Annotated in this window: 8 protein-coding genes; 5 read left to right on the forward strand and 3 right to left on the reverse strand. The window is 69.7% G+C overall.

Annotation, left to right across the window (positions count from 1 at the left end):
* Window positions 1-11: 11 nt before the first annotated feature.
* From AC07PR_RS02095 to AC07PR_RS02110, 4 genes are all read left to right on the forward strand, one after another.
* Complete coding sequence (locus AC07PR_RS02095; protein WP_495134227.1) at window positions 12-3,182, forward strand: efflux RND transporter permease subunit; 3,171 nt, start codon at window positions 12-14, stop codon at window positions 3,180-3,182.
* Window position 3,183: 1 nt separating this feature from the next.
* Window positions 3,184-4,608 (forward strand): AdeC/AdeK/OprM family multidrug efflux complex outer membrane factor, encoded by a 1,425-nt coding sequence (adeC, locus tag AC07PR_RS02100; protein WP_495134228.1) that lies wholly within the window; start codon window positions 3,184-3,186, stop codon window positions 4,606-4,608.
* 198 nt (window positions 4,609-4,806) lie between these two features.
* Window positions 4,807-6,165, forward strand: coding sequence for a patatin-like phospholipase family protein (locus AC07PR_RS02105; RefSeq protein ID WP_495134229.1), 1,359 nt, complete (start codon window positions 4,807-4,809; stop codon window positions 6,163-6,165).
* Window positions 6,166-6,498: 333 nt separating this feature from the next.
* Complete coding sequence (locus tag AC07PR_RS02110) at window positions 6,499-8,583, forward strand: LamG-like jellyroll fold domain-containing protein (RefSeq protein ID WP_495134230.1); 2,085 nt, start codon at window positions 6,499-6,501, stop codon at window positions 8,581-8,583.
* Window positions 8,584-8,661: 78 nt separating this feature from the next.
* Here AC07PR_RS02110 and AC07PR_RS02115 read toward each other — a convergent pair whose 3' ends face one another.
* The 3 genes from AC07PR_RS02115 to AC07PR_RS02125 are packed head-to-tail and all read right to left on the reverse strand — an operon-like array spanning window position 8,662 to window position 11,573.
* Window positions 8,662-9,390 (reverse strand): IclR family transcriptional regulator, encoded by a 729-nt coding sequence (locus AC07PR_RS02115; RefSeq protein WP_431103614.1) that lies wholly within the window; start codon window positions 9,388-9,390, stop codon window positions 8,662-8,664.
* A 60-nt stretch (window positions 9,391-9,450) separates the two neighbouring features.
* Complete coding sequence (locus tag AC07PR_RS02120) at window positions 9,451-10,662, reverse strand: mandelate racemase/muconate lactonizing enzyme family protein (RefSeq protein ID WP_495134231.1); 1,212 nt, start codon at window positions 10,660-10,662, stop codon at window positions 9,451-9,453.
* Entirely contained in the window at window positions 10,659-11,573 is a 915-nt protein-coding gene (locus AC07PR_RS02125) for a dihydrodipicolinate synthase family protein (protein ID WP_495134232.1), read from the reverse strand. Before AC07PR_RS02125 ends, AC07PR_RS02120 begins: the two co-directional genes overlap by 4 nt.
* 349 nt (window positions 11,574-11,922) lie before the next feature.
* On the opposite strand from AC07PR_RS02125, the gene AC07PR_RS02130 reads away from it, so the two are divergent.
* On the forward strand, window positions 11,923-14,727 hold the full coding sequence (locus AC07PR_RS02130; protein ID WP_495134233.1) for a TonB-dependent receptor: 2,805 nt from the start codon (window positions 11,923-11,925) through the stop codon (window positions 14,725-14,727).
* Window position 14,728: the final 1 nt, after the last annotated feature.

Genomic DNA, 14,728 nt, shown 5'->3' on the forward strand with positions numbered 1-14,728 from the left:
GGAGACCCTTCATGGCTCGCTTCTTCATCGACCGGCCGATCTTCGCCTGGGTCCTGGCCATCATCACGATGCTGGCCGGCACCGTGGCGGTGCTGACCCTGCCCATCGCCCAGTACCCCTCCATCGCCCCGCCCGCCATCGCCATCACGGCCAACTACCCCGGCGCCTCGTCCAGGACGCTCGAGGACACCGTGACGCAGGTCATCGAGCAGAAGATGAAGGGACTGGATCGCCTGTCCTACATCGCCTCGACCAGCGAATCCACCGGCAGCGTGACGATCACGCTGACCTTCGAGACCGGCACCGATCCCGACACCGCGCAGGTGCAGGTCCAGAACAAGCTGGCCCTGGCGACGCCGCTGCTGCCGCAGGAGGTGCAGCAGCAAGGCCTGCAGGTCGCCAAGTCGGCCAACAACTTCCTCAACGTGCTGGCCTTCATCTCCGAGGACGGCAGGCTCAACGGCTCGGACCTGTCCGACTACGTCGCCGCCAACGTGCAGGACCCGATCAGCCGGGTCGAGGGCGTCGGCGACACGACGCTGTTCGGCTCGCAATACGCGATGCGGATCTGGCTGGACCCGGACAAGCTCAACAGCTTCAAGCTGACGCCGCTGGACGTGAAGACCGCGGTGCAGGCGCAGAACGCGCAGGTCTCGGCCGGCCAGCTGGGCGGCCTGCCCGCGGTGCCCGGCCAGCAGCTCAACGCCACCATCACCGCGCAGACGCGGTTGAAGACGGCCGAGGAGTTCGAGGCCATCCTGCTGCGCACGCAGACCGACGGCTCCGCGGTGCGGCTGCGCGACGTCGCCCGCGTCGAACTCGGCAGCGAGAGTTATGCGACCGTGGCGCGCTTCAACGGCAAGCCGGCGGCCGGTCTGGCAATCAAGCTGGCCACCGGCGCCAACGCGCTGGACACCGTCAAGGGCATCGACGCGCGGCTGGAGGAACTGAGCCGGTTCTTCCCGCCCGGCGTGAAGGTCATCAAGCCCTACGACACCACGCCCTTCGTGCGCATCTCCATCGAGGAAGTGATCAAGACCCTGATCGAGGCCGTGGTGCTGGTCTTCCTGGTGATGTACCTGTTCCTGCAGAACTTCCGCGCCACGCTGATCCCCACGATCGCGGTGCCGGTGGTGCTGATGGGGACCTTCGGCGTGCTGGCGGTGTTCGGCTACTCGCTCAACACGCTGACGATGCTGGCGATGGTGCTGGCGATCGGCCTGCTGGTGGACGACGCCATCGTCGTGGTCGAGAACGTCGAGCGCGTGATGAGCGAGGAAGGCCTCTCGCCGCTGGAGGCGACGCGCAAGTCCATGGGCCAGATCACCGGCGCGCTGGTCGGCGTGGCGCTGGTGCTGGCGGCGGTGTTCGTGCCGATGGCCTTCTTCGGCGGCTCCACCGGCGTGATCTACCGCCAGTTCACGGTGACCATCGTGTCGGCGATGACGCTGTCGGTGCTGGTGGCGATGATCCTGACGCCGGCGCTGTGCGCGACGCTGCTCAAGCCCGCGGCCAAGGGCCATGCGCTGGCCACGACCGGCTTCTTCGGCGCCTTCAACCGCGCCTTCGATCGCGGCAACCGCCGCTACCAGGGCATCGTGCACCACATGCTGGGCCGTGGCTGGCGCTACATGGCGGGCTACGCGGTGCTGGTGGTCGTCGTGGGCGTCGTCTTCAGCAAGATCCCGGCCGGCTTCCTGCCCGATGAGGACCAGGGCACGCTGTTCACGCTGGTGCAGCTGCCCCCCGGCGCCACGCAGGCCAAGACCCTGGAGGTGCTGCAGCAGGTCGACCACCACTTCCTGGTCGAACAGAAGGACGCGGTCGACTCGATCTTCTCGGTGGCGGGCTTCAGCTTCGCGGGCAGCGGCCAGAACGCGGGCTTCGCCTTCGTCAAGCTCAAGCCCTGGGGCGACCGCGTCCGCCCGGAACTGAAGGCCGCGGCGGTGGCCAACCGCGCGATGGCGACGCTGTCGAGGATCCGCAATGCCACGGTCTTCGCGATCGTGCCGCCGGCGGTGTCGGAGCTCGGCAACGCCAGCGGCTTCGACCTGATGCTGCAGGACCGGGCCAACCTCGGCCATGCGGCGCTGATGCAGGCGCGCAACCAGCTGCTGGGCGCGCTGTCCAAGGAACCCGGCCTGGTGGCGGTGCGGCCCAACGGCATGGAGGACACGCCGGAGTTCCGGCTCGACATCGACGAACACAAGGTCGGCGCGCTCGGCCTGTCGATGAGCGACGTCAACGCGACCTTCTCCACCGCCTGGGGCAGCAACTACGTCAACGACTTCCTCGACCGCGGCCGCGTGAAGAAGGTCTTCCTGCAATCAGACGCGCCGTTCCGGATGCTGCCCGGCGACATCGACCACTGGTTCGTGCGCAACGCCGGCGGGACGATGGTGCCGTTCAGCGCGTTCGCCACCGCCGGCTGGACTTCCGGTTCACCGCGCCTGGAGCGCTACAACGGCGTGCCCTCGGTCGAGATCCTGGGCATGGCGCTGCCCGGCACGCTGTCCAGCGGCCAGGCGCTGGCGCTGGTCGAGCGCCACGCCGCCGAACTGCCCGCGGGCATCGGCTACGAGTGGACCGGCGTGTCGCGGCAGGAGCGCGAGGCCGGCGGCCACGCGACGCTGCTGTACGCGGTGTCGATCCTGGTGGTCTTCCTCTGCCTGGCGGCGCTGTACGAGAGCTGGTCCATCCCGTTCTCGGTGATCCTGGTCGTGCCGCTGGGCGTGCTGGGCACGCTGGTCGGCGCGGTGCTGACGTGGAAGATGAACGACGTCTACTTCCAGGTGGGCCTGCTGACCACGGTGGGCCTGGCGTCGAAGAACGCGATCCTGATCGTCGAGTTTGCCAAGGAGCTTCACGCCAAGGGCCTGTCCGCGCTCGACGCCGCGATCACCGCGGCCCGCATGCGGCTGCGTCCGATCCTGATGACCTCGCTGGCCTTCATCCTCGGCGTGCTGCCGCTGATGATCAGCAAGGGCGCCGGCGCCGGCGCGCAGAACGCGCTGGGCACCGCCGTCGTCGGCGGCATGGTGTCGGGCACGGTGCTGGCGATCTTCTTCGTGCCGCTGTTCTTCGTCGTCGTCCAAAGGCTGTCGGGGCGCGGGAAGCCCCAGGCCACCCCCGCCGCCGCGGCGACCGCGGACACCCCTCCCCTGTTGAACGAGGGCCACTGACATGACCCGCTTGATCTCTCCCTCCTCGCTGCCTTCCCTGACGAGCCTCGCGGCATTGACCGCGGCCTTGCTCCTCGCCGGCTGCGTCAACCTGGCGCCGCGCTACGAGCGGCCCGCCGCGCCGGTGCCCGATCGCTTCCCGCAGGCGCCGGCGGACGGCGCCCCGGCCGCCGACGTCGGCTGGCGGACCTTCTTCGCCGACGCGAAGCTGCGGGACCTGATCGGGCTCGCGCTCGACAACAACCGGGACCTGCGCGTCGCGGTGCTCAACATCACGCAGGCCCGCGCCCAGTACCGCATCCAGGACGCGGCCACGCTGCCCGCCGTGACCGCGAACGGCAGCGGCACGGCCACGCGCACGCCGGCCGCCCTCTCCGGCACCGGCGCGGCAGTGACCAGCCACCAGTACAGCGCGACGCTGGGCGTCAGCGCCTACGAGCTGGACCTGTTCGGCCGCGTGCGCAACCTGAGCACGCAAGCGCTGGAGCAGTACCTGTCCACCGAAGAGGCGCGGCGAAGCACGCAGATCTCGCTGGTGGCGGAGGTGGCCACCGCCTACCTGACCTGGGCCGCCGACCTGGAGCGCCTGGCGCTGGCGCAAGAGACGCTGCGCAGCCAGAGCGACACCTATGCGCTGACGCGGCGGCGCTTCGAGCTCGGCAGCGCGTCGGCGCTGACGCTGCGGCAGGTGCAGACCAGCGTCGACAGCGCCCGCGTCGACGTGGCGCGCTACGCCGGACAGATCGCCCAGGACCGCAACGCGCTGGCGCTGCTGCTGGGCACGCCGGTGCCCGACGCGCTGGCCCCGGGTGCGCTGGGGGACGCGCTCAACGCGCTGCCCGAGCTGCCCGCCGGGCTGCCGTCGGACCTGATGCTGCGCCGGCCCGACCTGCTGCAGTCCGAGCACCAGCTCAAGGCGGCCACGGCCAACATCGGCGCCGCGCGGGCCGCCTTCTATCCGCGGATCAGCCTGACGGCCTCGGCGGGCAGCGGCAGCGCCGACCTGTCGGGCCTGTTCAAGGGCGGCTCGGGCACCTGGACCTTCCTGCCGCAGATCAGCCTGCCGATCTTCGACGCGGGCAGCAACCGCGCCTCGCTCGACAGCGCCGTCGCCGGACGCGACATCGCGGTGGCGCAGTACGAGCAGGCGATTCAATCGGCCTTCCGCGAGGTCGCCGACGCGCTGGTGCAGCGCGACGCGTTGAGCGGCCAACTGGAGGCCCAGCAGTCGCTGGTCGAAGCCAGCGGCGAAGCGCTGAAGCTGTCCGACGCCCGCTTCGTCCGGGGCGTCGACAGCTACCTGGACGTGCTGGATGCGCAGCGCACCTGGTACGGCGCGCGGCAGACGCTGATCGGCACGCGGCTGTCCCGCCTGACCAACGGCGTGACGCTTTACAAGGCGCTGGGCGGCGGCTGGAACGGTTGAGCGCTCGAGGAAGCGGCGGTCTGGAAAGAGGCGCTCCGGAACATGGGAGACTGCGCCGCGTGGTTGATGCACGGGGTGGGGAGTCGACGATTGAGAAGTTTGAAGCAGCTGTTTGAGCGGTCCACGGGTCATCGGCATTCTGGCCGGTTCCGGGACCACGAGCCGGGACGGGGCCAGGCCGGTCTCCTGGCCGCCTTGATGACCGTCGCGGCGCTGGCGGGTTGTTCGACTTATCGCCCGTGGATCAACGCGGGGCTTCCCCCGGCGGCGGACGGCGCGTTGCCCGTCGCGCGGCCCTCGCCGAGTCGCCCCGTGGCGCCGGTGGTGGCCGCGGTCACGCTGTCGGGCGGCGGCGCGCGGGCGGCCGCCTTCGGCCTGGGCGTCCTGCGCGAACTGAAGGCCACGTCGTTCAACATCGACGGTGAACCGACCACGCTGCTGGACCAGGTCGCGCTGGTCAGCGGCGTCTCCGGCGGCAGCATCCTGGCCGCGCACTTCGCGGCTTTCGGCGACGAGACGCTGACGCGCTTCGAGCCCGACTTCCTGATGGTGCCCTTCGAGGCCGGGCTGATCCGCCAGGCCTTCGCGCCGACGCGGCTGTATCACCTCACCTCGCCGTGGTACGGCCGCAGCCACATCCTGGCGCAGCGGCTCGACGAGCTCTATCGCGGCCGCACCTTCGGCGACCTGAAATCGCGCCCCGGCGCGCCGGACCTGATGGTGACCGCCACCGACCTCACCACCGGCGCGCCCTTCGACTTCACGCCGGAGCAATTCGGCCTGATCTGCTCCGACCTGGATCGCACGCCGCTGTCGTTCGCGGTCGCGGCCTCGTCGGCGGTGCCCATCCTGCTTTCGCCGATCACCTTGCAGAACCACGCCGGCGAATGCGCGCCCGGGCCGCTGCCGCCGCGCGGCTCGACGATGGTCGAGAACGACTACCGCACCCGGTTGCTGGCACTCAGCGCCCAGAGCTATCGCGACGCCAAGGAGCGGCCCTTCATCCACCTGGTGGACGGCGGCGTCTCGGACAACACCGGCGCGCGGCTGATGCTGGACCGCCTGCTGGCCGGCGGCTCCATCGCGTCGTCCTTCCCGGACGCGCCGCCCGGCTCGATCCACCGGATGATCCTGGTCACGGTGAACTCGGAACGCGACCTGGCCGAGCGCATCGACGCCAGCGACCGCGTGCCGTCGACCGGGCAGGTCATCGAGACGCTGGTCTTCGGCGCCGGCGCGCGGGAGACGCAGGTCACGCTGGCCATGCTCAACGACGACGACCGCCGCTGGCGGGCCGAACTGATGCGCACGCGCGGCACGCCGGGCAGCCCCTTCGCGGCGGACGCCGAACTCCACATCATCAGCGTGAGCCTGCATGACGTGCCGGACGACAAGATCCGGCACAGCCTGCTGCGCGTGCCCACGGCGTTCACGATCGAGGGGCGCGACGTGCAGGAGCTGCAGAAGGCGGGCGCCGAGGCGCTGCGGTCGACGCCCGCGTTCAAGCGCTTGAAGGACAGCCTGGATCGACTGTCGCAGCGGGCGGCACCCGGTTGAGCCGCACGCCGCCGTCGAGGTGGATGGCGCGCGTTGGGGATGTCGAGGCGTCCTCGCGGGGACAGGTGTTGCGCCGTGCCGACGCGAACCGTCACAGAGTGAAACCGCCCGCGAGCTGACAACGATGTCAAGTCAAGATGAGGAAAGTGCCCAAAGGCACCTTCTTCGAAGCAACTTCTTGTCGACGCAGGCATTCCCATCGTGATGAATCTCGACCTTGACGCGTGGCTCGCGTCGACCAGCTCCCGCCGCCAATGGCTACAGCAGGCTCTTGTGACCGGTGGATCGGCGCTCGGTTTGAGCGCTTGCGGCTCAGGCGGTTCCGATGAGTCCATGGCGTCGACCGGCGCCAGCACCGACGGCGGCACGGTCGCGACCGGCGGTACCGGCTCGACGAGCACCGGGACGACAGCCACCGCACGCACGTTCACGCATCCGGGCCTGCTGAACACCGAGGCCGACTTCAGCCGCATGAGGACGCAGCTCGCGGCGGGGCGCGAGCCGTGGGTGGGCGGCCTTCGGGCGCTGACCTCGAGCAGCCGCGCGCAGCTGGGCCGCGACCCGCAGCCGGTCGCCACGGCCATCCGCGGCGGCGACGGCGAGAACTTCCGCGCCATGGTGGAGGATGTCCAGCGCGCCTACCAGTTGGCGCTGCGCTGGAAGGTCACGGGCGATGCCGCCTATGCCGACCAGGCCGTGCGCTACGTCAACGCGTGGGTCTCGACGATGACCTCGCTGACCGGCAACGGCGACCGCTTCCTCGCCGCCGGGATCTACGGCTACCAGTGGGCCAACGCGGCCGAGATCCTGCGCACCTACAGTGGCTGGAGCGCCGTGGACCGCGCCGCCTGCCAGCAGTGGCTGCTGACCCATTTCTATCCGCTGACCAGCAGCTTCCTGAAGGACCACAACGGCTCGAACGTCACCAACCACTGGGCCAACTGGGACCTCGTGTGCCTGGTCGGCATGCTGGCCATCGGGGTCTTCGCGGACCGCGCCGACGTCTACCAGGAGGCCCTCGACTACTTCAACCGGGGCCGCGGCAACGGCGCGTCGCAGCACATGGTCTACGCACGCCATCCCGGCCACATGGGGCAATGGCAGGAAAGCGGGCGGGACCAGGGGCATGCGACGCTGAGTCTGGGCATGGCCGGCTACCTGTGCGAGATGGCCTGGAACCAGGGCGACGATCTGTACGGCATGGACGACAACCGCCTGCTCGCCGGCGCGGAGTACGTTGCGAAGTCCAACCTGAAGGACGCCGCGGGCGCGTTCTACACGCTGCCGTTCTACGTCTACAGCAATCGCCAGGGGACGTTCACCGCCGTCTCCGACGGGGGCCGGCCGAATGGCAGGCCCTGCTGGGAACCGATCTTCAACCACTACGTCAAGCGCAAGGGTCTCGCGGCACCGTGGGTCAGCGCGCTGGCGGCGCAATTGCGCCCGGAAGGCAACACCTGGCTCGGCGACGACCTCAGCTTCGGCACGCTGACGTTCTCGCGGGACGCGGAGGTGTCGCGCGTCAAGCCCACCGGGTTGCAGGCGATCGTGCGCGGTGGCGCGGCGCAGTTGTCCTGGTGGGGCAGCGCGGACGCGGCGTCACACGCGGTCCTGCGCGCGGCCGTCGGGGCCAGCGCGTTCACGGAGCTCGGCCGCATCAATGCCGGCGACCTGAACACGTGGACCGACACCTCCGTGACCCAGGGCCGGTGGCAGTATCAGATCCGCGCGCTGGACGGCGCCGGAGCGACCTTGTCGACCTCGGCCACCTCGATCGTCGACCTGGACGCACCGCTGCTGTTGAGCCTGCCGCTGGACGACGGCCAGGGCACGGTCGCCCGCGACGTCGGCGAGCGCCAGTTGGCCGGCGCCCTCAAGGGCGGCGCGTCCTGGGGCGACGGCCGCAAGACCGGCACCCAGGCATTGGCGCTGGATGGCGCCTCCGGTCACCTGGAGCTGCCTGCGGGCGTGGTGGCCGGTGTCGGCGACCTCACGATCGCCGGCTGGGTCTGGTGGAACGGCGTGAACAAGGGGAACGCGCGCGTCTTCGACTTCGGCTCGACCGACATCACCTATCTGGCGCTCCTGGTGAGCGCCGACGCGATGCGGGTCAGCGTGACCAACACGAGCTACTTCGGCGAACAGACCGTGTCGACGGGGCCGCTCGCCAAGGGCCGCTGGGTCCACCTGGCCATGACGCTCAAGGACAGGACCTGCACGCTCTACGTCGACGGCGCCGCGGCGGCCTCGATCGCGACGATGGATCTCGCGCCCTACCAGCTCGGCAAGACGACGCAGAACTGGCTGGGCCGCGCGCAGTACGGGCAGGATCCCTACTTCAACGGACGGCTGCAGGACTTCAGGATCTTCGGCGGCGCGCTCACCGCGGAACAGGTGCGAGCGATGGCGCAGGGGTGATCCGGGCGCGCGGGCCATCCGGCGGCTGAGCCGCCGAGCTCGATCCGGCGGCTGAGCCGCCCAGCGCGGTCCGGCCGATCAGCCGCCGAGTTCGGTCGCGGCCTGCCGCAGCGCCTCGACCAGCGGCGGCGTCGAGCCGTCCGGGATCCAGCCCGACAGCGCGATGCCCACGTGCGCCGGATCCCCCGACGTGACGGCGACCACGTGGTGGTCGCGGTCGTCGGCGACATGCACGCGCGCATACCCCTGCGCACGGGTCTCGCCGATCTTCTCCATCAGCTGCGGCAGACCGCCGGGGAAGTTGGGGATCTCGGCGACCTCGGCATAGATCTCGGCGATGCGCTCGTCGTCCAGCTCGGACAACAGCACCATGCCGATGCCGCTGATCGACGCCGGCAGCAGGCCGATGCGGCCCAGCCCCCGCGAGGCCTCGATGCCGGGCGGCGCATGGAACAGGTAGCTGACGCTGTCGTTCCACAACACCCCCAGCGCCACCGTGTGGCCGAAGCGTCGCAGCCCCTCCAGCAGCGGCAGCGCGCGGCGCATCAGGCCGGATGCAAACAGGCTCTGCGCCGCCAGCACATGCATGCCGGGGCCCGACGTGTACTTGCGGTTGGACGTCTGCCGCGCGATGCCCAGGTAGGTCAGCGTCTTCAGCAGCCGGTTGACCTTGGTCGGGTCCAGCCCGATGCGGCGGGCCAGCTCGCGGCAGCCCACCGGCTCCGGCGCGGTGGCCAGCGCCTGCAGCGTGGCGATGCCGTCGATGAGGCTCTGGTTCGGCTGTGCGCCAAGTAGCGACGATTGCATACGGTGATCGGAGTTCCGGGTCGAGGACGGCAGGAGAAGCTGCGGAAAGGGCGTGCGGTGTCAGGTCACGAGCTCGGCATGCGCCATGAACGCCGGCGACGGCGACACGCCCAGCCCCGGCCCCGAAGGCGGCCGATAGCGGCCGTCATGGTAGGTCATGTCGGTCGTGAGCAGCGGCAGGCAGCGTTCGAAGATGGAGTGCTGCCATTCATGCTTCCAGAACCGTCCCGCCACGCAGGACGCGTGCAGGCTCGCCGCCAGGAAGATGCCCACGCCGATCGTGGCATGCGGTGCCAGCACCGCCCCGCCCGCCTCCCCCATCGCGGCGATGCGCAGGAACTGCGTGACGCCCGTGTGTCCCATCTCGGGCTGGAGATACCGCACCGACGCGGGCTCGAGCCGATGCCGCGCCTCATAGGCGGTGCCCCACTCCTCGCCGCCGGCCACCGGCACCGGGCTCGCGGCGCACACGGCGCGCAGGCCGGCGATGTCCTCGGGCTTCACCGGTGCCTCGATGAACCGCGGCCGGCAGGGCGCCAGACGCTCCGCGAGCGCGATCGCCTCCAGCGCGTCGAACTTCCAATGGAGATCCACCATCAGGTCCACGTCGTCGCCGAGCGCTTCGCGCAAGGCGCTGAACTCTTCGGCGATGCCCTCGTGACTGACGACCCCCGCGAACTTGAATGACCGCACGCCGCGGCGCTGCCAGTCCAGCGCCATGGCGACACGGGCCTCGATCGTCGCGCCGGGCAGTCCCGACAGGTAGCCCGGCACCTCCTCGCGCCGCACCGGACCGAGCAGCGCGCGCAGCGGCACGCCGCGCGCCTGCGCGCGCAGGTCCCACAGTGCGATGTCCAGCGCCGCGATCGCGTCGACGTAGTGCCCGCCGAAACTGCCGCGCACGCGCATCAGTCCGTAGAGCTCGTCCCACAGCGCCTCCACGTCCTCCGGGTCGCGTCCGTCGAGCACCGGCGCCAGCAGGTCGTTGACGATCTCGCAGGTCGCGCGCGGCGCGCAGATGCCGTAGGTCTCGCCCCAGCCGACGCGGCCGTTCGCGGCCGTCACCTTGACCACCACCGAACGGTCCACCGTCGGGTAGATCGTGCCGTTGCCGCGCCGCACGATGTAGCCGCGCGCGTTGACCGATTCGCCGGGGCCTGGCGGCCCGAGGTAAGGCGTCGTGCGCGGCACGGTGACGATGTAGGTCTCGATGCGCGCGACACGCCAGTCGCCGCGCGCCGCCTGCCCACGTCCTTCGACCGCGACGCTCATGCCTGCCTCGCGAAATCGATCAGCCCGGCGTCCTGCAGCCGGGCCAGCAGCGCGTCGAGCTCCTGATGGTCGTAGCGATCCATGCCCGGCCCCGGCGCCCGCACATGCGCCGATTCGATCAGGCCGCGCCGCTGCAGCACCGCCTTCGTCAGGTGCCAGCGGAAGTTGGCCTGCATGCTGAGCAGCGGCAGGGTCTGCTCGAACAGATCGCGGGCCTGGCGGACCTCGCCGGCATTGAAGTGACGGACCATGGCGACGTGCAGCTCGGTGATTTCGCAGGCGGGCATCGTGCCACGGCTGCCGCGCGCCAGCTCGTCGATCACATAGCGCGCGCCCGCGCCGCCGAAGACCGCGTCCAGCGCCTCCCCGGCCAGTTCGCCCAGCTGCGTGATGCGCTGCCCCGAAGGCGCCGCCTCCTCCTTCACGTAGCGGATGCCGTCGACCTCGCGCGCCAATTGCGCGACCTGGAACAAGGGCAGCCCGATGCCCATCGGCGCCGGCGCGTTCTGCACCATGATGTCCAGCCCCGAGGCCTCGTGCACGTCGCGGTAGAAGCGCGCCATCCCGTCGAGGTCGTCCGCGAGCGCCTTGGGCGTCAGGATCATCGCGGCCACCGCGCCCGCCTTCGCGCCGGCCTGCGCATACGCCATCGCGTCTTCCGTCGAGGCGGCGCTCGCGCCGATCACCAGCGGCCGCCGGCCGTCCATCCACTCGCCCAGCCGCGCGGTCATGTACAGCCGCTCCTCCCGGCTGAGCAGGTCGTACTCGCTGGCCAGGCCGGGGAAGACCACCGCCGCGGCGCCGGCGTCGATCACGTAGTCCAGCACCCGCCGCGTGCCGGTCTCGTCGATCGCGCCGGTGTCGGAAAAGATGGTCGGAAGAATGGGCATCACGCCCTGCAGTTCGGTCATGTCGTCTCCTGGATGCATCGTCGCCGTCCCCGCGGCCCCGCCCCCTTGGCTCGGCTGCGACGAGAACAGTTGTTGCTATATCAGCATAACAAGTGTTGCTACCAAAGCAGCATCAAGCACAACGCTTTCATGGAAATCACCAAGGGCAACCACCTAAAACGTCGCACCTGCTCCGGGTAAACGTCATCTCGTGCGCATTGCGATCGTTATTCTGTTGCTTTAATATACACAACAACAGCGACGGCGCAGCTCGATCTGCCCGCCTGTCACCGCCCCCGGATCCGCCCGCCGCCGACAGGCCGCGTGCCGCCGGGAGCGACACAACAACGGAGACATGAAAGGATCGAAGATGGCAAAGCGAGTCATTCGAGGGCTGCTGGCATCCACCGTGTTGAGCACCGGCGCCGTGCTGCCGGCGATCGCCCAGGAGAGCGCCCCGCCCGTCCCGCCGACCGCCACGGCTGCGGCGGCCGCGAAGGTTGCGGCGGCACAAGAGGCCCCCCGGAGCGCCGCGAACGAGGCGACCGACGACGCCGGGGAGCCGGCGAAGACCGACGGCAAGGACGGCGGGAAGGACGGCGGGAAGAAGCCCGCCGAGGCCGGCGTGGCGCTGGACCGTGTCGAGATCACCGGCATCCGCAAGAGCCTCGAGTCGGCACGCAACCAGAAGCGCAACGCCACGCAGTTCGTCGACTCGATCGTGGCCGACGACATCGGCAAGCTGCCCGACCGCAACCTGGCCGAATCGTTGTCGCGCGTCTCCGGCATCCAGGTGGACCGCGGCGTCGGCGAAGGCACCAACATCTCGATCCGCGGGCTGCGCCAGAACGTCACGCTGTTCAACGGCCGCGAGATCGTCGACGCCACCGGCCGCGGCGGCACCGGGCTGGACCAGCTCGGCACCACGACCTACGGGATCATGGCGCTCGTGCCCTCGGAGCTGATCGCCAACCTCGAGGTCACCAAGCTCGCCGGCGCGGACCAGGTGTCCGGCGGGCTGGGCGGCATCGTCGACATCCGCTCGCGCCTGCCGCTGGACGATGGCAACCAGCTCGTCGGCAAGGCCGGCCTGACCTACGACCAACTGCCCGGCAAGTACGGCCGCGAGTTCTTCGGCCTGATCTCGCGCAAGCTCTCGCCGGAAATCGGCGTCCTGGTCTCGATCTCGCACGACGAGCGCCGGCTGTCGCAACAGGGGCTGGACACCTTCTCCGGCTACAAGCAGTTCATCGACCCGTCGAAGTCGGCGACCGTGCCGGTCTTCGGCGACCAGGACGTGCGCGCCTCCGACATCCAGGAGCACCGCAGGAAGACCGGCTTCAATGCCGCGCTGCAATGGCGTCCGAAACCGGGCTTCGAGCTGGTGGCCGACACCTTCGCGTCCAAGCTCGACTCGGCGCGGGACCGCTACTGGATCGCGTTCAATCCCACCTCGGGCCTGAGCAACGCGACCTACTCGGACAACAACATCCTGCTGAGCGGCCACGCGGCCACGCCGGTGCTCGCCAACACCGAGTTCGCGGACGTCCACGCCACGGTCGTCTCGTCGGCGCTGCGCGGCAAGTACCTGATCTCCGACACGCTCAGCGGCACCGCCGAGGTCTCGACCGGGCGCTCGTCGTCCAGCTACCACCAGCGCTACCTGCGCCTGCAGCCGCGCGCCGGCCTGGGCAGCAGCGTCGACTTCGACCTCACGCAAGGACCCTTCGGCGCCTTCACGATCAACGGCGTCAACCTGGCCGATCCCACGCAGATGTCGCAGTCGATCCTGTTCGACAGCAACTTCTCCGCGGTGACCGAGAACCGGGCCGGCCGCCTGGACTTCAAGAAGAAGCTGGAGATGGGCTGGCTGGACTCCGCGGACGTCGGCGCGCGCGTGTCGCGCCTGGCGTCGGAACAGAACCCGCTGGTGGCCGACATCCGTCCCGCCGGCGGCGTGCCGGCGACGCAGCTGTCGGACTTCCTGACGACCTACTCGAATCCGGACTTCGCCTCGGGCTACTTCAACGGACTGCCGCGCAGCTACCTGGCGCCGTCGCGCGACGCGTTCACCGGCTGCAAGGCCTTCACCGCGATCCCGGCGATCTCGCAGAGCCGCCCCTGCCTGAATCCGCAGAACGAGCTGACCTCCATCGCCAGCACCTTCACGATCAAGGAGACGATCACCGAGGGTTACGGCAAGCTGAACTTCGACGGCGAGCTGTTCGGCCGCGGGCTGACCGGCAACGTGGGCCTGCGTGCGGTCCAGCGCAGGCTGAGCTCCATCGGCAACCTGATCAATCCCGACGGCAGCACCTCACCCAACACCGCCGACCGCACCGACAAGGCGTGGCTGCCCTCGGCGGTCGCGCGCTACGAGCTGACGCCGGACACCGTCCTGCGCCTGGGCGCGGCCAAGGTGGTGTCCTTCCCCAACACCGCCGATCTCAACAACGGCGTGCGGCTGTTCGCGCCGGTCATCACCGGCGGCGTGATCACACAGCCCGGCACCGGCAGCGGCGGGTCGCCGCAGCTGCAGGCCTTCAAGGCCACGCAGTTCGACCTGTCCATCGAGAAGTACTTCGGCAGGCAGGCGGTGGCCTCGCTCGGCGTGTTCGACAAGGACATCTCGACCTACATCATCCAGAAGCAGATCTCGGAGAACTACGGCGGCGTCGACTATCTGGTCAACCGCAAGGTCAACGGCGAGGGCGCCAAGGTGCGCGGCGCGGAGCTGCTGCTCCAGCTGCCCTTCTACTTCCTGCCCGAGCCCTTCAACGGCTTCGGCACGATGGCGACCTACTCCTACATCGATTCCAAGACCCCGGTGCGCGACGCCGCCGGCCGCCAGCTGACCTTCCCCGGCCTGTCGACCAACAACGTCAACCTGATCGGCTACTACGAGCAGGGCCCGCTGAGCGTGCGGCTGGCGATGAACTGGCGCGACAAGTACCTGGTCAGCCTGTCGGCCGCCAACACCGGCATCTACAACGACAGCTACACCGACCTGTCGGCGACGCTGCGCTACGACTTCTCCAAGCAGGTGTCGCTGGGCCTGGAAGCCAACAACCTGCGCAACAGCCGGCAGCGCACCTATGACGGATCGGTCGAGGGACTGCGCACCAACGCGATGTTCGGACGTATCTTCAAGGCCAACCTGACCATGAAGTACTGAT

The organism is Roseateles sp. GW821-FHT09H11, assembly GCF_059415845.1.